Raw genomic sequence first — 21258 nt, 5'->3', positions numbered from 1 at the left:
CCCGCCCCGTGGCAGATGGGGGCGGGGGCTCAGCCGTCCGTGGTTTCCGTGGCGTTGGCCAGTTCGGGCACGGGCAGGCGGCTGGCCAGGATCTTGTCGATGGTCTTGCCGTCCATGTCCACCACTTCGAGCTTCCAGCCTTCCCACTCCACGGTGTCGGTCACCTTGGGCAGGCGGCCGGTTAGCAGCATGATCATGCCGCTCAGGGTGTGGTAACGGCCGCGCTCTTCCTCGGGCACGGCGTCCAGGTTCAGCCGGTCCTTGAGCTCGGGCACGGGGATGTGGCCGTCCAGCAGCCAGCTGCCATCCTCGCGCTGCAGCGCCCATGAAGTCTCGGGGTCGCGCGGCTGGAACTCGCCGGTGATGGCCTCGATCAGGTCCTGCAGCGTGACGATGCCCTGCACCTCGCCGTACTCGTCGATCACAAAGGCCATGTGCACGTCCGACAGGCGGAAGTTGTCCAGTAGCTCCATGCCGGTGATGGTCTCGGGCACGTACAGTGCCGTCTGCAGCGGCTGGTCGGAGAGGCTGTGCGCCTTGTCGCGGATGGTGCGCGAGAGCCACTGGCGCGCATTGAGCACGCCGCGGATGTTGTCCATGCCGCCGCGCACCACCGGGAAGCGGGCGTGGTCCGACTCCTCGATGAGTTTCAGGTTCTCCTCGAAGCTGAGGTCCAGGTCCAGGCAGACCACGTCGCCGCGCGGCACCATGAGCGAGCCGATCTGGCGGTCGTCCAGGCGGAACACGTTGCGCACCATGGTGTGCTCGTGCGATTCGATCACGCCGGCCGTCGTGCCCTCCACCAGCATGGCGTGGATCTCTTCCTCGGTCACCGGGCTGCCGCTGGTTTCCTTCACGCCGAGCAGGCGCAGCAGCGTGCGCGTGGAGGTGGACAGCAGGATGACGAAGGGCTTGGTCGCCAGCGCCAGGAAGTTGATGGGCCGCGAGACCAGGCGCGCAAAGGTTTCGGGGTGCGACTGGCCGATGCGCTTGGGCACCAGTTCGCCCACGACGATGGAGAAGTAGGTGATCAGCACCACCACCAGGCCGGTGGCGGCGTAGCCGCCGTAGGGAGGGGGTACACCCAGCGATGCCAGCCAGGCTGCCAGCGGGGCCGCCAGGGCGGCCTCGCCCACGATACCGTTGAGCACGCCGATCGACGTGATGCCGATCTGGATGGTGGAGAGGAAGCGGGTGGGGTCTTCGCCCAGTTTCACGGCGGCGGCTGCGCCGCTATCGCCCTCATCAATCATCTTTTGCAGCCGGGCCTTGCGTGCAGTGACCAGAGCGATCTCTGACATGGCGAACAGCCCATTCAAAAGGATGAGGGCGAACAGTATTGCGATTTCCATAGACAGGGGACACACGGCCCCCTTGAAGTTCAGAAGCTGTCCATTGTAGGGGTGTGGTTATTGCCGTGGTCGGCAACGGTTATCCGGCCGGCAGGCGCCGTCAGTTTTCCGTCATGGCATTCTTAGTCGCCCCCACCACCGCCGCAGCCACCACCGCCGCAACTGCCCCCATCGCTCCCGCCGTCGCTGGAGCTGTCGCTGCTGCTGCTGCTGGAACTGTCGGCCCCACCGAAATCATCCGAGCTGCCGCTGTGGCTGCCATCGGCAAAGCTGGTGCCGCAGTAGGTGCCGCTGCCATCGCCGCCTGCGGCGTTCTTGGCCAAAATGTTGCTGCAGTCGGGCAGGTAGGTGAAGCCGCCGGCAATCGCCATCTTGGCGTCCAGCGCAAACAGCAGCGGCAGCCGGCTGGGGGCCTTGGGGTTGATGGCTTCGTCCTTGCAGGCCCAGAACCAGGCGCGGCGCAGGCCATCGTTGTTCCTGGCCTTGGCGCCCAGGGCCTCGGCAGGGGTGTGGTGCAAAAAGAAGCCCAGCGCGTTGTGGCACCAGGTCTTGTAGGCCTGTGTGTGCAGAATGAAATCGTGCCAGAGCGCATCCACTGCCTTGGACGGCATGGCCACGAATTGCTTGCGGCTGCGCATGCAGGCCATGAAGAACTGGCGCAGCCCGCGCTCCACGAGCTCGCAGTCCTTCTGGGAGAGGTGCGGGTAGGTTTCGCGCAGCTTGCGCTTCAGATACGCGGGCAGGCGCGCCTCGCGGATGTAGCGCTCGCGCACCGTGCGTGTCCACTGCACGACGATGGCGGTGACCGCCACCGTGCACACTAGGTAGATGGCCCAGCGCCAATTGGGCCGCAGCAGCCCCGCGAAGGCGGCCACGAAGGCCAGCGTCCAGATGGCGATTGCCAGTTGCACCACGTTGCCGCCGTAGCGCACCAGCAGCCTTTCGATCTTGCCCATCGGTTTCCCCCTTTGTTATGTGTCTGTTTTCCGGGGTTGTACCTCTTTTTCGAGGGTCTGATGTGACTATTTTTAGAGTGCGCTCACCGCTTCCTGCCACCGAAGACGCTGCCCAGCACGCCACGCAGGATTTCTTTGCCCAGCGAGGTGCCCATGGTGCGCACGGCGGACTTGGCCATGGTCTGCGCCAGGCCGTCGCGCTTGCCGCCGCGCGGGCCGGTGGATCCGAAGAGCACGTCGTTCAGCCCGCCCAGCAGGCCGCCGCCTTCTTCTGCAGGCGCAGCCACCGAGCCCTTGCCTGCGGGCGTCGCCTGTGCCGTCGCGTCTGCAGTGCGGCCCTTGAGCTTTTCATAGGCAGACTCGCGGTCCACCACCTTTTCGTACACGCCGGCCACGAGCGAACTGGCCATCAGCGCCTGGCGCTGCTGCGGGGTGATGGGGCCCAGCTGGCTGCCCGGCGGCAGCACGAACACGCGCTCGGTCACGCTGGGGCGGCCTTTGGCGTCGAGAAAACTGATCAGCGCCTCGCCCACGGCCAGCTCGGTGATGGCGGTTTCGATATCCAGGCCCGGCTTTTGCCGCATGGTGGTGGCCGTGGCCTTCACGGCCTTCTGGTCGCGCGGCGTGAAGGCGCGCAGCGCGTGCTGCACGCGGTTGCCCAACTGGGCCAGCACCGTGTCGGGGATATCGAGGGGGTTCTGCGTCACGAAGTACACGCCCACGCCCTTGGAGCGCACCAGGCGCACCACCAGCTCGATGCGCTCGACCAGCACCTTGGGCGCCTCGTTGAATAAGAGGTGGGCCTCGTCGAAGAAGAACACCAGCTTGGGCTGCTCGGGGTCGCCGATCTCGGGCAGCTGCTCGAACAGCTCGGACAGCATCCACAAAAGGAAGGTGGCGTACAGGCGCGGCGAATTCATGAGCTTGTCGGCCGCCAGGATGTTGACCACGCCCTGGCCATCTACCGTCTGCATGAAGTCCTGGATGTTGAGCATGGGCTCGCCGAAGAACTGCGTGCCTCCCTGCTGTTCGATCTGCAGCAGCCCGCGCTGGATGGCGCCCACGCTGGCCGCACTCACGTTGCCGTACTCGGTCGTGAATTCCTTGCCGTTGTCGCCCACATACTGCAGCATGGCGCGCAGGTCCTTGAGGTCCAGCAGCAGCATGCCGTTGTCGTCGGCGATCTTGAACACCAGGTTGAGCACCCCGAGTTGCGTCTCATTGAGGTTGAGCATGCGCCCCAGCAGCAACGGCCCCATGTCCGACACCGTGGCACGCACCGGGTGGCCCTGTTCGCCGAACACGTCCCACAGCGTGGTGGGGCAGGCCAGGGGGGCGGGCAGGTCCAGCCCCCGCTCCTTGAGCGTGGCGGCCAGCTTCTCGCCGATCTTGCCGGGCTGGCTGGCCCCGGTGAGGTCGCCCTTGACGTCGGCCATGAACACCGGCACGCCAATGCGCGAGAAATTCTCGGCCAGCGTCTGCAGCGTCACCGTCTTGCCGGTGCCCGTGGCCCCGGTGATCAGCCCGTGGCGGTTGGCCAGGCTCGGGAGCAGGTGGCATTCGGTGGTGCCGTGCTTGGCAATCAGGAGTGGTTCGGCCATTTCGGGTTTCCTCGGGGATGCGGGTTCGGCAAAAGTAAAATCGCGCACAGTAGATTAAATCAGTACAAAAGGACTTCCCGTGGCAGGACACAGTAAATGGGCGAATATCCAGCACCGCAAGGGGCGGCAGGATGAAAAACGCGGCAAGATCTGGACCCGCATCATTCGCGAAATCACCGTGGCGGCCCGTTCGGGCGGCGGGGATCTGTCTGCCAACCCCCGCCTGCGCCTGGCGGTGGACAAGGCCAAGGCGGCCAACATGCCCGCCGACCGCATCAAATACAACATCGACAAGGCCACCGGCAACGCCGAAGGCCTGACCTACGAGGAAATCCGCTACGAGGGCTATGGCATCGGTGGCGTGGCCATCATGATCGACACCATGACCGATAACCGCGTGCGCACGGTGGCCGAGGTGCGCCACGCCTTCAGCAAGCACGGCGGCAGCATGGGCACCGAGGGTTCGGTGGTGTTCCAGTTCAAGCACTGCGGCCAACTGATCTTTGCGCCGGGTACCGATGAGGACAAGGTCATGGAAGTGGCGCTCGACGCCGGCGCCGAGGATGTGCTGACCGATGGGGACGGCGCCATCGAGGTGCTGACCGCGCCGGCCGACTTCGAGGCCGTGAAGAACGCCCTGGAGGCCGCAGGCCTGAAGCCCGAGGTGTCCGAGGTCACCATGCGCGCTGAAAACACCATCGAGCTGGAGGGCGAAGACGCCGTGCGGATGCAAAAATTGCTCGACATCCTGGAAGACCTGGACGATGCCCAGGAGATCTACCACAACGCTGCGCTCTGAAACGCTGCCACGATTGAATTCACAACACTGTCCCTGTAACAGCCGTTTGGCCGGTTGCAGACAGGTTCTAATAGGCTGGTATGAAGGTTCTTGTAATTGGTGGCGGCGGCCGTGAACACGCAATGGCCTGGAAGCTCAGCCAGTCTCCCAAGGTCACCAAGGTGTTTGTGGCGCCCGGCAACGGCGGCACGGCCCTGAACTCCAAGCTGGAGAACGTGGCCATCACCGACGTGCGCGAGCTGCGCATCTGGGCGCAGGCCGAGAAGATCAGCCTTAGCGTGGTGGGCCCCGAGGCGCCGCTGGCCGCTGGCGTGGTCGACGAATTCCGTGCGCATGGTCTGCGCGTGTTCGGCCCCACGCAGGCGGCCGCGCAGCTCGAAAGCTCCAAGGCCTTCTCCAAGGCCTTCATGCGCCGCCATGGCATTCCCACGGCGGACTACGACACCTTCACCGACCCGGTGGCGGCCCATGTCTTCGTGGACCGCCTGGGTGCGCCCATCGTCATCAAGGCCGATGGCCTGGCGGCCGGCAAGGGCGTGGTCGTGGCCCTGACGCTCAAGGAAGCCCACGATGCCGTGGACTTCATGCTGGTGGACAACAAGTACGGCGTGACCCACAACGAGGGGGGCGCCCGCGTGGTGATCGAGGCTTTCCTCGAAGGCGAGGAAGCCTCCTTCATCGTGCTGTGCGATGGCAAGAACGTGCTGGCCCTGGCCACCAGCCAGGACCACAAGCGCCTGAAGGATGGCGACGAAGGCCCCAACACCGGCGGCATGGGTGCGTATTCGCCCGCGCCCGTGGTCACGGCCGACGTGCACGCCCGCGCCATGCGCGAAATCATCCTGCCCACCATCCGTGGCATGGAAAAGGATGGCATTCCCTACACCGGCTTCCTCTATGCCGGGCTGATGATCGACGCCAAGGGCCATCCCAAGACACTCGAATTCAACTGCCGCATGGGCGACCCTGAGACGCAGCCCATTCTGATGCGCCTGAAAAGCGACCTGGCCGACGTGCTGGGTGCCGGCGTGGACGGCAAGCTCGACCAGATCGAGTTGCAGTGGGACCGCCGCACCGCGCTGGGCGTGGTGATGGCCGCCCACGGCTACCCCGAGAACCCGCGCAAGGGCGACACCATCACCGGCCTGCCGGCCGATGCGGACGACGCCGTGGCCTTCCATGCGGGCACGGCCCTGAAGGACGGCGTGGTCAGCGTCACGGGCGGCCGCGTGCTGTGCGTGACGGTGCTGGCCGACAGCGTCAAGCAGGCACAGCAGCGCGCCTACGATGTGGCGCGCAACATCCAGTTCGACGGCGCGCAATACCGCCGCGACATCGGCTTTCGTGCCCTTAAAGGCTGATGTCGGTTGACTCCCTGAACACCGCCGCCACGGTGGAGCGCGTGCGCAGCTACCTGCAGGGGCTGCAGCTGCGCATCATCGACGCCCTGGAGGCCGTGGAGGGCGAGGGCGGGGCCCGCTTTCTGGCCGACGCCTGGCACAAGGCGCCCGGCGAGGCGCTGCAGGGCGATGGCGTGACGCGCATCCTCGAAGGCGGGCGCGTGTTCGAGCGCGCAGGCTGCGGCTTTTCGCATGTGCGCGGGCCGCTCTTGCCGCCATCGGCCACGCAGCACCGGCCCGAGTTGGCGGGTGCGCCGTTCGAGGCCATGGGCGTATCGCTGGTGTTCCACCCGCGCAACCCCTACGTGCCCACGGTGCACATGAACGTGCGCATGATCGCTGCAGGCCACCCTGGGCAGGCGCCGACCTGCTGGTTCGGCGGCGGCATGGACCTCACGCCGTACTACGGCTTCGAGGACGATGCGGTGCACTTTCACCGCAGCTGCCGCGAAGCGCTCGCGCCCTTTGGCGATGACAAGTACCCGCGCTTCAAGCAGTGGTGCGACGAGTACTTCTTCCTCAAGCACCGCAGTGAGCAGCGTGGCGTGGGCGGCGTGTTCTTCGACGACTTCTCCGAGCTGGGCTTCGAGCAGAGCTTGGCCATGACGCAATCGGTGGGCGATGCCTTCCTGTCCGCCTACCTGCCCATCGTCGCGAAGCGCCAGGGCATGCCCCACGGCGAGCGCGAGCGTGAATTTCAGCTGTACCGCCGGGGCCGTTATGTGGAGTTCAACCTGGTGTGGGACCGGGGCACCCATTTCGGCCTGCAATCGGGCGGGCGCACCGAGTCCATCCTGCTGTCCATGCCGCCCCTGGTGTCGTGGTCGTACCAGCGCCAGGAGGGTGCCGATTCGCCCGAGGCCGCACTGGCCGAGCGCTTCCTGGTGCGGCGCGACTGGCTCGCGGATACGCACTGAAACGGCCATTGTCCGCAAAAAGCTATAATTTCAATAGCTGCACGCGCTTTTGGCGCCAGCAGCGAAGGGCTCCAACGCCCTTTATCGCCTGAGCGCCACCGCGCAACACCCAAGGCCCAGCCCGCTGGCTGCACGCCCCGTTGCGCGCTATATTGATTCCATTCCTCACAAATCACCGCCTGATGACCACATCCACAAAATCGGAAACCGCCGCCAAGAAAGACGTCACCAAACTCCAGCGCGCCATCGTCGATGGCCTGGAAGACGTCAAGGCGCAAGACATCCAGGTCTTCAACACCGAGCATCTCTCGCCGCTGTTTGAACGGGTCATCGTGGCATCGGGTACCTCCAACCGCCAGACCAAGGCGCTGGCCGCCAGCGTGCGCGACGCGGTGAAGGAAGCCGGCTTTTCCAAGCCGCGCATCGAAGGCGAAGACAACGGCGAATGGATCATCGTGGACTGCGGCGCCGCCGTGGCGCACATCATGCAGCCCGCCATCCGCCAGTACTACCGCCTTGAAGAGCTGTGGGGCGAAATACCTGTGCGCCTGAAGCTGGGCGCGGCCAAGCCGGCATCGTCGGCAGCAACCGAGCTGGCCGAGAAGAAGTCGGCCCAGAAGGCCGCCAAGTCCGATGCCAAGTCGGCCGCCAAGAGCGGTACCTCGGCGCGCCCCGCGGCCAAGAAGGCGGCAGCGCCTGCCAAGTCCGCTGCCCGCCCCGCCGCCAAGTCGGCAGGCAGGCCCGCACCGGCGGCAGCCAAGCCAGCAGCCAAGGCCCCCGCCAAGGCACCGAGCCGCGCACCCGCAAAGTCCGGCGCTGCCGCCAAGGCCGCACCGGCAAAGGCGCCCGCAGCCAAGAAGCCCGCAGCTACCAAGGCCCCGATCAAGACCATCGTGGTCAAGCCATCGGTGCCGCGCAGCAAGGCCAATGCCGAGGCCGCCAAGCCCGCTTCGCGCGGTGGTGCACGGCCAGCGGCCAAGGCCCCAGCCAAAAGGGCGCCCGGCCGCAAGTGAGGCGATGGAGGAGGGCTTCGGCCCGTCTCCCGCAACAATTTTTTGGCGCCTGAATTGCCATGAAACTGCTGATCGTGGCCGTGGGCCAGCGCGTGCCCGACTGGGCACAGACCGCCTACGAAGACTATGCCAAGCGCTTCCCGTTCGAGATCAAGGTCGAGCTCAAGGCGGTGAAGACCGAGCCGCGCGGCTCCAAGACCATCGAGACGCTGTACGCCGCCGAGCGTGAGCGCATCGAGGCCGCCATTCCCCGGGGCACCCGCGTGGTCGCGCTCGACGAGCGCGGCACCAACCTCACCACCAAGGCCCTGGCCGAGCGGCTCAAGGGCTGGCAGCTGGGCGGCGACGACGTGGCCCTGGTCATCGGCGGGCCCGACGGGCTCGACCCGGCCTTTCGCCAGGCGGCGCACGAGCGCATCCGCCTGTCCGACCTGACCCTGCCGCATGCCATGGTGCGCGTGCTGCTCATCGAGCAGCTGTACCGTGCCTGGTCCGTGAACGCGGGCCACCCCTACCATCGGGAATGATGTCCCGGGCGTGATTTGCTACCGATTGCGTAGCAAGGGATGATAGGAATTCGCGGTTCTACTGCGCGTTCTTGGTTATCCTTCATCCACCATGCCGGATTTCATCTACCTCGCCTCCCAAAGCCCCCGCCGCCGCCAGTTGCTCGACCAACTGGGCGTGCGCCATGAACTGCTGGTACCCAACGTGGACGGCGACATGGGCGAGGATGCCGAGGCCATCGAGGAAGTCCACCCTGGCGAGGTGCCGACCGCCTACGTGCAGCGCGTCACCGGCCTCAAGCTCGATGCCGCCATGGCGCGCCGCGCACGCCGGGGCCTGCCCGAGGCGCCCATCCTGTGCTCCGACACCACGGTGGCACTGGGCCGCGCCATCTACGGCAAGCCTGACGATGCCGCACATGCCGGGCGCATGCTGACCGAGCTGGCGGGGCGCACGCACCGGGTGCTCACCGCCGTGGCGCTGCAGATGGGCACGCGGCGCGTGGCGGCGCTGTCGGTCTCGCGCGTCACCTTTGCCGCGCTCACGCCGCAGCAGGTCGATGATTACGTGAACACCGGCGAACCCCTGGGCAAGGCCGGTGCCTATGGCGTGCAGGGCCGCGCCGCAGCCTTCATTCCGCAACTGAGCGGCAGCTATTCGGGCATCATGGGCCTGCCCATGTACGAGACGGCGCAGCTATTGCGCGCCGCCGGATTCCCTGTTTGAAGAACAACAAGCGTTGACGACCATGCAACAAGATATTCTCATCAACTGGTCGCCGCAGGAGACACGCGTCGCCATCGTGGAGCACGGCGCCGTGCAGGAGCTGCACATCGAGCGCACGCTGGAGCGCGGCCTGGTGGGCAATGTCTACCTGGGCAAGGTCTCGCGCGTGCTGCCGGGCATGCAGTCGGCCTTCATCGACATTGGCCTGGAGCGCGCCGCCTTTCTGCACGTGGCCGATGTCTGGCAGCGCCAGCCCGATGGCGAGCCACCCGCCTTTGCGCGCAAGGGCGAGCCGCAGGTGCCCATCGAAAAGCAGGTGTTCGAGGGCCAGTCGCTGATGGTGCAGGTCATCAAGGACCCCATCGGCACCAAGGGCGCGCGCCTGTCCACGCAGATCAGCATAGCCGGGCGCCTGCTGGTCTTCTTGCCGCAGGACGACCATGTCGGCGTGTCGCAGAAGATCCCCTCGGCTGAGCGTGATGCCTTGCGTGCCCGCCTGCAGGCCATGGTGGGCGACAAGACCACGGGCGGTGGCGGCGGCTTCATCCTGCGCACCAATGGCGAGGACTCGACCGACGCCGAGCTGGCCGAGGACATCGCCTACCTGCGCAAGACCTGGGCGCGCATCAAGGATGCATCGCTGCGGCTGCCGCCCATGTCGCTGCTGCACCAGGACCTGGATCTGCTGCAGCGCGTGCTGCGCGACCTGGTGGGCGACCACACGCAGACCATCCGCCTCGATTCGCTGGAGCAGTACCAGCGCCTGCGCGCCTTCGGGCAGGAGTTCATGCCCGCGGCAGCGCCCAAGCTGCAGCACTACAAGGGCGAGCGCCCCATCTTCGACCTGTACTCCATCGACGAAGAGGTGGCCAAGGCCCTGGGCCGGCGCGTGGACCTTAAATCGGGCGGCTACCTCATCGTCGACCAGACCGAAGCGCTCACCACCATCGACGTGAACACCGGCGGCTACGTGGGGGCGCGCAATTTCGACGACACCATCTTCAAGACCAACCTGGAGGCAGCCCAGGCCATTGCCCGCCAGCTGCGCCTGCGCAACCTGGGCGGCATCATCATCGTGGACTTCATCGACATGGTGCAGGGCGGCCACCAGGAGGCGGTGCTCTCCGAGTTCAAGAAGCAGCTCGGGCGCGACCGCGTGAAAACCATGGCCGGCGGCTTTTCGCAACTGGGCCTGGTGGAGATGACGCGCAAGCGCACCCGCGAATCCCTGGCCCACATACTGTGCGAGCCCTGCGAGGCCTGCCAGGGCAAGGGCAGTGTGAAGACCGCGCGCAGCGTGTGCTACGACATCCTGCGCGAGATCCTGCGCGAGGCGCGCCAGTTCAACCCGCGCGAGTTCCGCGTGGTCGCCTCGGCACGCGTGGTGGAACTCTTCCTCGACGAGGAAAGCCAGCACCTGGCGGGCCTGTCGGACTTCATCGGCAAGCCGATCTCGCTGCAGTCCGAAAGTGCGATGGGGCAGGAGCAGTACGACATCGTGCTGCTGTAGCAGCAAGAGCGGGCACGGCGTGTGCCGGCCCGCACGGCCGTGGACTAGGATGTGCCATCTGCCGCATGCCCATGACCGAGCGCCTCTTCCTCCGCCTCGATGGTGACCTTTCGCACGGGCCCGAAACCACGGTGCCCGCCGACACGCTGCGCGCCTTTCAAGTGGGCAAGCAACTGGGTGCCCATGTCTCCCAGATCCTGCTGTACCGCGAGACCTTTGTTGGCGACGCCGAGGTGGCCGAGCGTGTGCTGCCCGACGGGGCCGTGCGCCTGGTGATTCACCTGGGCGATAGCACGCTGGCCGGCCCGGCGAGTGAGCGCCAGGGCAGCGTCGCCCTGGGCGCCGCCACCGCGCCCGTGCTGCTGCGCTGGCGCCGCAGCAGCATGCACAGTGTGTCGGTGGCGCTGCGCCCTGGCGCCGCATCGGCCTTGCTCGGGGTGCCAGCCGGGGAACTGCAGGGCAGGGCGGTGCCGCTGGATGCCTTGTGGGGCGGGGCCTTTGCCGAGCTGCGCGAGCGCATGGCCGGGCAGCGCGACGACCAGGCGCGCATTGCCCTGCTGCGGGCCGCTCTGGAGCAGCGCCTGGTGCGGAGCACTCGGCCTGCCAACCCTTGTGCGGCACAGGCCGCCATGCTGATGGCCGAATCTGCAGGCCGCCTGCGCCCCCGAGACGTGGCCCAGGCCTTCGGCATGGGCGAGCGGCGCCTGCAGCAAATCTTCCGAGCCGAGGTGGGCATGTCGCCCAAGGCCTGGAGCCGGCTTGCTCGCCTGCACGCCTGCCTGCGCGTGCTGCGCGGAGCTCCAGTGGCGCCGCCTTGGGCCGCGCTGGCCGCCGATGGCGGCTTCTACGACCAGGCGCACCTGGCCAACGAGTTCCGGGCGCTTTGTGGACTGTCGCCTAACGAGTTTCTGCAGCGCGGCGCTTCGCTTTCTTCCAAGACCTGAGCGCCGGGCCTCTGTACCGTGGTGGTCCATCAAGAGAACCAAGGATTGACCGCATGAATCAAGCGCCAGCATCCCTGAAGGGAAAAGTGGCCCTCGTGGCCGGAGCCACCCGGGGCGCCGGCCGAGGCATCGCCGTGCAGCTCGGCGCGGCCGGAGCCACCGTCTATGTGACTGGCCGCTCATCGGGCGCGCAGCGTTCGGAGATGGACCGGCCCGAGACCATCGAGGAAACCGTGGCCCTTGTGGACCAGGCTGGCGGCAAGGGCATCGCCGTGCGGGTGGACCACCTGGTGCAGGAGGAAGTGCGCGCCCTGGTGGCCCGCATCGAACGCGAGCAGGGCGCGCTGCACCTGCTGGTGAACGACATTTTCGGCGCCACCCACATCGAATGGAACAAGACCGTGTGGGAGTCCGACTTGGACTACGGCCTGCGCACGCTGCGCCTGGCGGTAGACACGCATGCCATCACCAGCCACTTTGCCATCCCCTTGCTGCTCAAGGCGCCGGGTGGTCTGGTGGTGGAGGTCAACGACGGCACGGCCGAGTACAACGGCATGCGCTACCGCAACTCGTTCTTCTACGACATCGCCAAGGCTGCCGTGCTGCGCATGGGTTTTGCGCTGGGGCACGAACTCGGGCCCCATGGCGCCACCGGCGTGTCGCTGTCGCCCGGCTGGATGCGCTCCGAGGCGATGCTGGAGGCCTTTGGTGTCACCGAGGCCCACTGGCGCGATGCGGTGGCGCGCGTGCCCGGCTTTGCGGTGGCCGAAAGCCCGGCCTATGTGGGCCGGGCCGTGGTCGCGCTGGCGCAGGACCGGGAGGTGGCGCGATGGAATGGGCAATCCCTCTCCAGTGGGCAACTGGCGCGGATCTATGGCTTCACGGACCTGGACGGCAGCCAGCCCGACGCCTGGGGCCACATGCTGGCAGAGGAGCGGGCTGGCGGGCCGGTGGACGTGGCCGGCTACCGTTGACAGCACCTCATCACAGCTTGCGCAACCGCTCCAGCGCTGCGCGCAGGGTATCGTCCTTCTTGGCAAAGCAAAAGCGCACCACGTGCTGGTCGAAGCCGTCGCCGTAGAAGGCCGACAGCGGGATGGCGGCCACGCCGATCTCGCGCGTGAGCCACTGGCAGAAGTCCGATTCGTTCAGGTCGCTCACAGCCGAGATGTCCACGCACTGGAAATAGCTGCCGGTGCTGGGCAAGAGCTTCAGGCGCGAGCCGGCCAGGCCTTCGCGGAACAGGTCGCGCTTGGCCTGGTAGAAGGCGGGCAGCTGCAGGTAGGGGGCGGGGTCCTTGAGGTACGCGGCCAGGCCGTACTGCACGGGGGTGTTCACCGTGAACACGTTGAACTGGTGCACCTTGCGGAACTCGGCCGTCAGCGCGGCGGGCGCCGCTACGGTGCCCACCTTCCAGCCCGTGACGTGGAAGGTCTTGCCGAAGCTCGAGACGATGAAGGCGCGCGCCGCCAGGCCCGCGAAGCGCGCAGCGCTCTGGTGCTGGCCGCCGTCGAACACCATGTGCTCGTAAACCTCGTCGCTGATCAGCAGGATGTCGGTGGGGGCCAGCAGGTCCTGCAGCGCCCGCATGTCCTCGGCACTCCAGACGGTGGCGCTGGGGTTGTGCGGGGTGTTGATCAGGATGGCGCGCGTGCGCGGCGTGATGGCGGCGCTGATCTTGCCGAAGTCAGGGCGGAAGGTGCCGGGCGTGAGCGGCACGCGCACCGCGCGGCCGCCGGCCAGCTCGATGTTGGGCACGTAGCTGTCGTAGCAGGGGTCGAGCACGATGACCTCGTCGCCCGGGTGCACGATGGCCAGGATGGTGGTGATGATGGCCTGCGTGGCACCGGCGGTGATGGTGATCTCGCTGGCCGGGTCATAGCGACGGCCATGCAGTGCCTCGATCTTGGCCGAGACCGCCTCGCGCAGCGCGGGCACGCCGGTCATGGGCGGGTACTGGTTGTGGCCGGCCTGCATGGCGGCGGTGACCGCATCGACCAATGCCGGGTCGCAGGCAAAGTCCGGAAAGCCCTGGCCCAGGTTCACCGCATTGTGTTCGGCCGCCAGGGCCGACATCACGGTGAAGATGGTGGTGCCCACCTGGGGCAGCTTGCTGGCAAGGACGGGGGTGCGTGCGGTGTCGGTCGCGAGGGTCATGGGACGGGGAGGAGGAGGGAAGGAAAGGAAAGGGGTATGCGGGTGCGCCGATGGCTGGCGACCTAGCCGCCGTTGCGGCGGAATATCACCACGTCAATGTCGCTCGGGGCACCCCAGCGCACCAGTGGGTACGCCGCCACGATGGCCAGCCATATAAGCGGGGCCAGCCAGCGCACGCCCGATTTGAAGTAGGTGATGCGCGCATACAGGCCATCGAGGTGCACGCTGGCCAGATGGGCCGAGTCGATCAGGGTGAGGCCGTGCCGCGCACTCAACTGGGTGAGGTTGCGTGCATGGAAGTAGTGCAGATGGGGCGACGGCATGTCTTTTTGCCAGAGCCGGTCAAAAAATGCGCCCGCGCCGAACCGGTGCAGCATCTTGCTGATTCGGTAGAAGAAGCCGCGGCTGGAGGGCAGGTTCAGCACCAGCAACCCCCCGGGTGCCAGCCGTGCAATGCACTGCGACAGCAGCGCATCGGAATGCGGGATATGTTCGAACACATCGTTGAAGACGATGACGTCAAACTGCTCGTGCACAGCCAGCACATCGGGAAAGAAGCCCTCGCGCACCAGTGCCCCGTTGCGCTGCGCCTGCTCGCACACGGCGTGGTCCGGCTCCAGTCCCAGGGCGGTAAAGCCCCGGGATGCCGCAGCTTTCACAAACCACCCATGGGCTGCGCCCACGTCCAGCAGGCGCGTGCCAGCGGGGGCGGTATGTCGGCCGATGCGGTCCAGCAATTGGTTGAAATTGGCCTCGCGCAGGCTCTTGAGTGCGGTGTCGCGCTGGGCTTCATCGAGCTTCTTGTGGGATTCGGCTTCATTGATCGCGGGCGCAAACTGTGCGAATTCGTAGCCGCACAGCGCGCATACCCAGTGCCATTCCTCCAGTCCGGCGCGCAGGGTCTGGCCGCAGCAAACGCAAGGGGCTGCGGTTGTCGAAGAAGAATTCATGGTCCGGTTATCAGAGTTCATAGTCGTTGACGTGGCCGCTCATGGCGCGGGCAATCAGCTCGCGGCTCAGGCGGTCGCTCAGCAATTCCGCGAATTTGTACACGAAATTGCGCAGGTAGGCCCCACGCTTGAAGGCCACACGCGCCACGCTCTGGCCAAACAGGTGGCCCACGGGGCGCACCACCAGGTCGCCCACGGGGTCGTCGCGCATCGCCATTTCGGCCACGATGCCGATCCCCAGGCCCAGGCGCACATAGGTCTTGATCACGTCGGAGTCGATGGCTTCGAGCGCGATGCGCGGCTGCAGGCGGCGCGCGGCAAAGGCGTGGTCGATCTTGCCGCGCCCGGTGAACGAGGGGTGGTAGGTGATCAGCGGCTCGTGGGCGATGTCATCGAGGCCGATGCGCTCCTTCTGCGCCAGCGGGTGGCCGGGGGGCAGCACCAGCACATGCTCCCATTCGTAGCAGGGCAGCGTCACGAGTTCGGGGTAGTCGGCCAGCGATTCGGTGGCCATGCCGATCTCGGCCACCTCGTCGATCACCATGCGTGCCACCTGGTCGGGCGTGGCCTGGTGCAGGCTGATGTTGACCTTGGGATAGGCCTCGCGCAGGCGCGCCACGGGCACGGGCAGCACATAGCGGGCCTGGGTGTGGGTGGTGGCAATGCTCAGCGTGCCGTTGTCCTGGGCGCTGAACTGCTCGCCAATGCGCTTCAGGTTGCCCACCTCGCGCATGATGACCTCGATGCTCTTGAGCACATGCTGGCCGGGCTCGGTGATGCGCTTGAGGCGCTTGCCGTGGCGCGCGAAGATGTCCACGCCCAGCTCTTCCTCCAGCTCGATGATGGCCTTGGAGACACCCGGTTGCGAGGTGTGCAGGGCCTTGGCGGCTTCGGTCAGGTTCAGGCCGCGCCGCGCGGCCTCCTGGACAAAGCGGAATTGGTGCAGATTCATATCTGATATCGCCTAAAGAGTTGCATCATTATGCTGCAAGCATCTAAGAGATACCGGAGACGGTTGGCAAAAACTCAGCTGGCAGGCAATTCGCAGGCGATCTCGGCCATGAGAGCCGTCATGCGCGGGTCTTCGCCGATGGCGGCCTGCACGTTGAACTGCACGCCGCTGTGGCTGGCACGCAGCTGCTCCAGCAGCACGGGCAAATCCTCGCGCGCATGCTTGCCGGTGCCCAGGAACATGGGCACCACGGTGACCTGGCGGGCGCCTTGTGCCACCAGCGACGCGACAGCGTCGGGCAGGGCGGGGGCGCACAGCTCCAGGTAGGCGCAGGCGACGGGCCGGCCGGGTTGCTGCGCGGCGATGCGCGCAGCAACGGCTTCCATGGGTGAGCGCCACAGGGGGTCGCGTGAGCCGTGGGCGAAAAGGACGATGGCGTGGTCGGGCATGGGTGTGGCTAGCGTCTGAGTACCAGCCAGCTGAAGGCACCCAGGGACAGTAAAGAGTAGATCAGCCCCGGCGCTGCCGCCGTGAGCCAGGGCGACCAGTTCTGCAGGTTGCCGGCATAGCCGAACACGTTGTTGAGCAAAAAGAAGCTGATGCCGGCCATGACGCCGCCGAACACATAGCCGGCGATGCCGCCCGAGCGGAAGTGCAGGTAGGCAAAGGGCAGGGCCAGCACCACCATCACCAGGCAGGAGAGGGGGTAGAACACCTTGCGCCAGAACTCGATCTCGTAGCGCTGGGCCGACTGGCCGTTGCTGTCCAGGTGGCGGATGTACTGGAAAAGGTCCACCGTGGCCATGCGGTCGGGCTTGAGCAGCGAGGCGGCCACCATGTCGGCGCTGATGCGCGTGGGCCACTGCAGTGCGGGCACGCTCAGCCGGTCCACGCGGGCCTGGTCTTCGCCGCGCTGCAAAAAACTGCTGCGCTGCACGTCGGTCAGCTCCCAGCCGCCGCCGTCGCCAAAACGCCCCGATGCCGCGCGCGTCTGCGAGGCCAGCAGCCCCTTGGCGTCGAACTCGAAGATGCGGATGTCGAGCATGCCGCCGTCGGGCGTGAGGGCGCGCACGTTGACGGCGTAGGAGTGGTCGTCCTGGCGCTCCTTCAGCCAGGCGCCGGTGGCGCCCGAGGTGAGGCGGCCCAGGTGGCGCACCTTGATCAGCTGCGCGGCCTTGTCGCTCAGGGGCGCGATGTAGTCGCCCACGGCGAAGGTCAGCACCACGAAAAAGCCGCCCAGCGTGAGCAGGGTGCGCATGGCCCGCCCGGGGCCCATGCCGCTGGTGCGCATGATGGTGAATTCGGAGCTCTGCGCCAGGCGTGCCATCACGAAGATGGTGCCGATGAGCACCGTGATGGGCAGCAGCTCGTACAGGTGGCTGGGGATGCTGAGCACCACGAACAGCATGGCGTGCGAGAGCTGGTAGCCCTGGGGCCCCGTGCGGCCCACCCAGCGCAGCTCATCGACCAGGTCGAAGAAGAAGAACAGGGACAGGAAGCCGATGGTGACATAGGCGACGGCGAAGAAGGCCTCGCGGTGGATCAGGCGGCGGATGGTTTTCATGCGGGGCTCCGGCGCTGCCAAAGGCGGCGCAGGCTCCAATTGTTGTGGCGCGCGGTCAGCAGCAGCAGCGAAAAAGCCAGGATGCCGCCGTGCAGCATGAGCATGAAGCTGGCAAGGCCCAGGCGCCCGGCACCGACCCAGCTGGTACCCAGGGTCATGAGGTTGTAGTAGACGATGAAGGCGAAGAGCGCGAACACCAGGCTGGTGCTGCGCCCCGCGCGTGGGTTGACGGTGGCCACGGCCAGGCCCAGCACTACGAAGTTCAGCGCCGCCAGGGCCAGCCCGATGCGCCAGCCCAGCTCGGCCCGGTAGGCCGGCAGGGGCTGCATCAGCAGCTCATGGGTGGCGCGGGTCTTGACCGAGAGCTCTTCGGCAGAGCCGGCGGGGGCCGAGCCGATGCGGGTGGTGTATTCCTCGAACTCGCTGATTTTCAGGCCCGGCTTGTCGTGCGCGGTCTCCAGGCGCTGCCCCTGGCTGAGCACGGCCATGCGCTCGCCGCCCTGCGTCTCCAGCCGGGCACTGCGCGCGGAGGTGACGGTCTCCTTCTTGCCCACGTTGGTGGCAATGAAGATGTTGTTGCCCACCATGTTGTCGGGGCTGTCCTTGTCGATGAAGAACACCCGGCTGCCGTTGGCCGACTCCTGGAACTCACCGGGGGCGATGCGGTCGATGTCGCTGCGCTGCTCGTAGCGGGTCTTGAGCTCCTGGATCTGCGTGTTGGCCCAGGGCCACACCAGCAGCGAGAGCACGGCGATCACCAGCATCGAGGGCCAGGCAAAGCGCAGCAGCGGGCGCAGCAGGCTGATGAGCCCGCGGCCGCTGGCGAACCAGATCACCATCTCGCTGTCGCGGTACATGCGCGAGAGCGTGCTGACCACGGCGACGAACAGGCTCAGGGTCAAAATGGTGGACAACTGGCCCAGCACCGTGAAGCCCATGACCAGCATCACGTCAGAGGGGCTCACGCTGCCGCGTGAGGCCTGGCCGAGGGTGCGGATCAGCATCATGGTCATCACCACGGTGACCAGCACCACCAGCGTGGCCCCGAAGCTGCGCGCCAGCTCCTTGCGGATGGATGAATCGAATAACATTGGCTATAAGGAAAACACCGATTATGAACTTTGATCTGAAGACCCTTGAATTGCCGGCAGCTGCTTCCGAGAAATGCGACCTGCTGGTCGTGTTGGTCCCGGAGAGCTTCAAACCGGGGCGCGACGCCCTGTCCACGCTGGCGGCCCTGGCGCTCAAGCAAGGCGACTTTTCCGCCAAGCCCGGCAAGAGCCTGGCGCTGTACCAGGTGCCCGCCGTGGCGGCGCGCCGCGTGCTGCTGCTGGGTGTGGGCGATGGCGCGGCCCGTGCCGTGCGCCAGGCGCTCGGCGCGGTGGCCTCGGCGCTCAAGGCGCCCCAGACCAAGCGCGTGGTGCTGTGCTTTGCAGGCAGCGCCCAAGCCGATGCGGTGTGCGCGGCGGTGCAGGCCGTGGCCGACGCTAGCTATGTCTACACCACCACCAAGCCCAAGGCCGAGGCGCGCAGCCTGAACCGCGTGGTCGTGGGCGTGCCCGACCCCTCCGAGGTGCGGGTGGCCTTCTACCAGGGCATCGCCCTGGTAGAAGGGGTGGAGTTTGCCCGCGAATGGGGCAACCGGCCCGCCAACCATGCCACGCCCACCTTGCTGGCAAATGCCGCCAAGACGCTGGCCAAGCAGCCGCGCATCCAGTGCAAGGTGCACGGCCCGGCCGAAGTCGAGCGCCTGGGCATGGGCTCCTTCATGGCGGTGGCCAAGGGGTCGGAAGAGCCGCTGCGCTTCATCGAACTGCGCTACAGCGGTGCGGCCAAGGACCAGGCGCCCGTGGTGCTGGTGGGCAAGGGCATCACCTTCGACACCGGCGGCATCTCCATCAAGCCGGCGGCCGAGATGGACGAGATGAAATTCGACATGTGCGGCGCCGCCAGCGTGCTGGGCGTGTTCCGTGCCCTGGGCGAGCTGCAGCCCACCATCAACGTGGTGGGCCTGATCCCCGCCTGCGAGAACATGCCCGATGGCCGGGCCGTGAAGCCGGGCGACGTGGTGACCAGCATGAGCGGCCAGACCATCGAGGTGCTCAACACCGACGCCGAAGGGCGCCTGGTGCTGTGCGATGCGCTGACCTATGCCACGCGCTTCAAGCCTGCGGCCGTGGTGGACATCGCCACCCTCACCGGCGCTTGCGTGATCGCCCTGGGCGGCGTGCGCAGCGGCCTGTTCAGCAACAACGAAGACCTGGCCCAGGCCCTGCAGGTGGCCGGCGATGCCGCGCAGGACCCGTGCTGGCGCATGCCGCTGGACGATGACTATGCCGATGGCCTCAAGAGCAACTTTGCCGACATGGGCAACGTGGCCGGCCGCGCGGGTGGTGCCATCACGGCCGCCAAGTTCCTGCAGAAGTTCGTGGGCGACATGCCCTGGGCGCACCTGGATATCGCCGGCACCGCCTGGAAGGGCGGTGCGGCCAAGGGCTCCACGGGTCGCCCCGTGGGCCTGCTGGTGCAGTACCTGCTGGACCGCGAGGCCGATGCCTCGTCGGCCCCCAAGCCGGCCACCAAGCGCGCGACCCGAACCACGCGCGCCAAGGCTGCCTGAGCCCGATGACAGAAGTCGCCTTCCATTTCAACGCGCCGGACAAGGTGGCGTACGCCTGCCGGTTTGCGCGCAAGGTGCTGCGCAGCGATGCGCGCCTGATCATCGCCGGCCCGACCCATGTGCTGGCGGCATTGGATCGGCAGATGTGGAGCATGGCACCGCAGGATTTCGTCGCGCATTGCACCGACGCGGCCGACGAGGACCTGCGCCTGGCCTCGCCGGTGCTGCTGACCTCGGACGTGCAGGGTGCACCGCACCACGAGGTGCTGCTGAACCTGGGCGTCGAGGTGCCCGAAGGCTTTGGCCGCTTCGAGAAGCTGATCGAGGTCGTCAGTGCCCACGATGAAGAAGACCGGGAACAGGCGCGCAACCGCTGGCGCCACTATGCCTCGCGTGGCTACGCCATCGTGCGCCACGATCTGGTGCTGAAGGGCGCTTGATGGCCACCACGCCACCCCGCACGCCGCCCCGTTTCGTGCCCACGCTCACTGAAGTGGTGCAGGTGCCCGGTGCCATACCCGTGCCCTTGGTGGCGAAGCCGCCTGCGGCCGTGTCCCCTGCGGTTGCGGCGCGCCCGTCTCCTGCGGTGGCAGCCCCTGCCGCCGCCACGCCCAACCGTGCAGTGCCCCAGGCCGCCCCGGTGGTTGCCCCTGCGCTGGCGCCTGCCGCCACACCCGCAGCCGCCTCACCGGTGGCGCAGGCGGCCAGCCGTGCCCTGGAGGCCCTGGCATTGCGCCGCGCGCAGATCGCGGCGGCCGCCCCCTCGGCCTTGGCCGCCCCTGTGGCTTCGCTGGCGGTGCCGCAGGCCATGGCGGCACCCTCGCTTGCGCCAGCGCCCACACCCTCACCCGCAGTGCCTGCGGCATCCTTGCCCGCCAGGCCACCAGCCGCAGCGGCGCGCCCCGTGGTAGCTCCGGTGGCCGTGGCCGTTGCAGCGCCTGCAGCAGCCCCCGTGGTGCCGAATATGGGGCAGCAGACCGCTGCGCGTGCACTGCCAGAGGGCATGGAGGAGTACATGGTGCACCGGGTCATGCAGCGGGTGGACGTGGCGCTGGACCAGCGCCTGCGCGATGCCATCGCCACAGTGGTGCAGGAGCAGACGCGGTCGGTGCTTCCCAGGCTGCGCGAGGAGATCGAATCCGTGGTCCGCCACGCGGTATACGAGGCCGTGGCCGATGAGCTCGCAGGCAGCCACACTGCGCCGACAAAGGGATGACAGGGTATTCCCCTGTGGTTTCTCCCTCATTTAATCGTGTTCCCTAATGATCTGGCCCGTAAATTGCGATATGT

General features: G+C 67.0%; 21 protein-coding genes. 12 read left to right on the top strand and 9 right to left on the bottom strand.

All coding sequences use genetic code 11. From position 1 onward, the window contains the following. Positions 1–29 precede the first annotated feature (29 nt). From ACSQ3Y_RS19995 to ACSQ3Y_RS19985, 3 genes are all read right to left on the bottom strand, one after another. The gene (locus tag ACSQ3Y_RS19995; RefSeq protein WP_057203183.1) at positions 30–1352 is read right to left on the bottom strand and encodes a hemolysin family protein; all 1323 of its coding nucleotides are present in this window, start codon (positions 1350–1352) and stop codon (positions 30–32) included. A gap of 122 nt (positions 1353–1474) precedes the next feature. Further along, positions 1475–2308: a glycine-rich domain-containing protein gene (locus tag ACSQ3Y_RS19990; RefSeq protein ID WP_436178598.1), complete on the bottom strand. Its 834-nt coding sequence runs from the start codon at positions 2306–2308 to the stop codon at positions 1475–1477. An 83-nt stretch (positions 2309–2391) separates the two neighbouring features. Next, on the bottom strand, positions 2392–3909 hold the full coding sequence (locus ACSQ3Y_RS19985) for a helicase HerA-like C-terminal domain-containing protein (protein ID WP_436178597.1): 1518 nt from the start codon (positions 3907–3909) through the stop codon (positions 2392–2394). Positions 3910–3988: 79 nt separating this feature from the next. Here ACSQ3Y_RS19985 and ACSQ3Y_RS19980 point away from each other — a divergent pair, with 79 nt between their 5' ends. The 9 genes from ACSQ3Y_RS19980 to ACSQ3Y_RS19940 all read left to right on the top strand — a co-directional run bounded on the left by ACSQ3Y_RS19980 (position 3989) and on the right by ACSQ3Y_RS19940 (position 12699). Beyond that, positions 3989–4708 (top strand): YebC/PmpR family DNA-binding transcriptional regulator, encoded by a 720-nt coding sequence (locus tag ACSQ3Y_RS19980; protein WP_428000540.1) that lies wholly within the window; start codon positions 3989–3991, stop codon positions 4706–4708. Positions 4709–4788: 80 nt separating this feature from the next. Further along, positions 4789–6069: a phosphoribosylamine--glycine ligase gene (gene purD / locus ACSQ3Y_RS19975; RefSeq protein ID WP_436178596.1), complete on the top strand. Its 1281-nt coding sequence runs from the start codon at positions 4789–4791 to the stop codon at positions 6067–6069. Then, on the top strand, positions 6069–7025 hold the full coding sequence (hemF, locus tag ACSQ3Y_RS19970) for an oxygen-dependent coproporphyrinogen oxidase (protein ID WP_436178595.1): 957 nt from the start codon (positions 6069–6071) through the stop codon (positions 7023–7025). Before purD ends, hemF begins: the two co-directional genes overlap by 1 nt. Positions 7026–7207: 182 nt before the next feature. Then, complete coding sequence (gene rsfS / locus ACSQ3Y_RS19965; protein ID WP_057267774.1) at positions 7208–8038, top strand: ribosome silencing factor; 831 nt, start codon at positions 7208–7210, stop codon at positions 8036–8038. A 59-nt stretch (positions 8039–8097) separates the two neighbouring features. After that, complete coding sequence (gene rlmH / locus ACSQ3Y_RS19960) at positions 8098–8565, top strand: 23S rRNA (pseudouridine(1915)-N(3))-methyltransferase RlmH (protein WP_057203175.1); 468 nt, start codon at positions 8098–8100, stop codon at positions 8563–8565. 91 nt (positions 8566–8656) lie between these two features. Then, positions 8657–9271 carry a Maf family protein gene (locus ACSQ3Y_RS19955; RefSeq protein WP_057203174.1) on the top strand — a complete coding sequence of 205 codons (615 nt, stop codon included), beginning with the start codon at positions 8657–8659 and terminating at the stop codon, positions 9269–9271. Between the two features lie 22 nt (positions 9272–9293). Next, complete coding sequence (gene rng, locus ACSQ3Y_RS19950; RefSeq protein ID WP_436178594.1) at positions 9294–10781, top strand: ribonuclease G; 1488 nt, start codon at positions 9294–9296, stop codon at positions 10779–10781. Positions 10782–10852: 71 nt separating this feature from the next. Then, complete coding sequence (locus ACSQ3Y_RS19945) at positions 10853–11725, top strand: helix-turn-helix domain-containing protein (protein ID WP_436178593.1); 873 nt, start codon at positions 10853–10855, stop codon at positions 11723–11725. Between the two features lie 53 nt (positions 11726–11778). After that, positions 11779–12699 carry an SDR family oxidoreductase gene (locus ACSQ3Y_RS19940; RefSeq protein WP_436178592.1) on the top strand — a complete coding sequence of 307 codons (921 nt, stop codon included), beginning with the start codon at positions 11779–11781 and terminating at the stop codon, positions 12697–12699. Positions 12700–12709: 10 nt separating this feature from the next. Here ACSQ3Y_RS19940 and ACSQ3Y_RS19935 read toward each other — a convergent pair whose 3' ends face one another. The 6 genes from ACSQ3Y_RS19935 to lptF form a co-directional block, all read right to left on the bottom strand. Further along, on the bottom strand, positions 12710–13882 hold the full coding sequence (locus ACSQ3Y_RS19935) for a pyridoxal phosphate-dependent aminotransferase (protein WP_436178591.1): 1173 nt from the start codon (positions 13880–13882) through the stop codon (positions 12710–12712). Between the two features lie 62 nt (positions 13883–13944). After that, entirely contained in the window at positions 13945–14832 is an 888-nt protein-coding gene (locus tag ACSQ3Y_RS19930; protein WP_057203170.1) for a class I SAM-dependent methyltransferase, read from the bottom strand. A gap of 10 nt (positions 14833–14842) precedes the next feature. Continuing rightward, positions 14843–15784, bottom strand: coding sequence for a CysB family HTH-type transcriptional regulator (locus ACSQ3Y_RS19925; RefSeq protein WP_057203169.1), 942 nt, complete (start codon positions 15782–15784; stop codon positions 14843–14845). 74 nt (positions 15785–15858) lie between these two features. Beyond that, entirely contained in the window at positions 15859–16233 is a 375-nt protein-coding gene (locus ACSQ3Y_RS19920) for a sirohydrochlorin chelatase (RefSeq protein WP_436178590.1), read from the bottom strand. Positions 16234–16241: 8 nt separating this feature from the next. After that, a complete protein-coding gene (gene lptG, locus ACSQ3Y_RS19915; RefSeq protein ID WP_436178589.1) occupies positions 16242–17348 on the bottom strand; it encodes an LPS export ABC transporter permease LptG in 1107 nt (368 codons plus the stop codon). Further along, a complete protein-coding gene (gene lptF, locus ACSQ3Y_RS19910; protein WP_057203166.1) occupies positions 17345–18439 on the bottom strand; it encodes an LPS export ABC transporter permease LptF in 1095 nt (364 codons plus the stop codon). The genes lptG and lptF overlap by 4 nt, the downstream gene beginning before the upstream one ends. Positions 18440–18462: 23 nt before the next feature. Between lptF and ACSQ3Y_RS19905 the strand changes: the two genes are divergently transcribed. The 3 genes from ACSQ3Y_RS19905 to ACSQ3Y_RS19895 are packed head-to-tail and all read left to right on the top strand — an operon-like array spanning position 18463 to position 21184. Beyond that, entirely contained in the window at positions 18463–19968 is a 1506-nt protein-coding gene (locus tag ACSQ3Y_RS19905; RefSeq protein WP_436178588.1) for a leucyl aminopeptidase, read from the top strand. A gap of 5 nt (positions 19969–19973) precedes the next feature. Continuing rightward, positions 19974–20408: a DNA polymerase III subunit chi gene (locus ACSQ3Y_RS19900; protein ID WP_436178587.1), complete on the top strand. Its 435-nt coding sequence runs from the start codon at positions 19974–19976 to the stop codon at positions 20406–20408. Next, the gene (locus ACSQ3Y_RS19895; RefSeq protein WP_436178586.1) at positions 20408–21184 is read left to right on the top strand and encodes a hypothetical protein; all 777 of its coding nucleotides are present in this window, start codon (positions 20408–20410) and stop codon (positions 21182–21184) included. Before ACSQ3Y_RS19900 ends, ACSQ3Y_RS19895 begins: the two co-directional genes overlap by 1 nt. Positions 21185–21258 lie beyond the last annotated feature (74 nt).

It is taken from the genome of Acidovorax sp. LjRoot66 (assembly GCF_964253305.1).
In the GTDB taxonomy this organism is placed as follows: domain Bacteria; phylum Pseudomonadota; class Gammaproteobacteria; order Burkholderiales; family Burkholderiaceae_C; genus Acidovorax.
The sequence above is the reverse complement of the archived record's forward strand: the minus strand, read 5'-3'. Positions and strand labels throughout refer to the sequence as shown.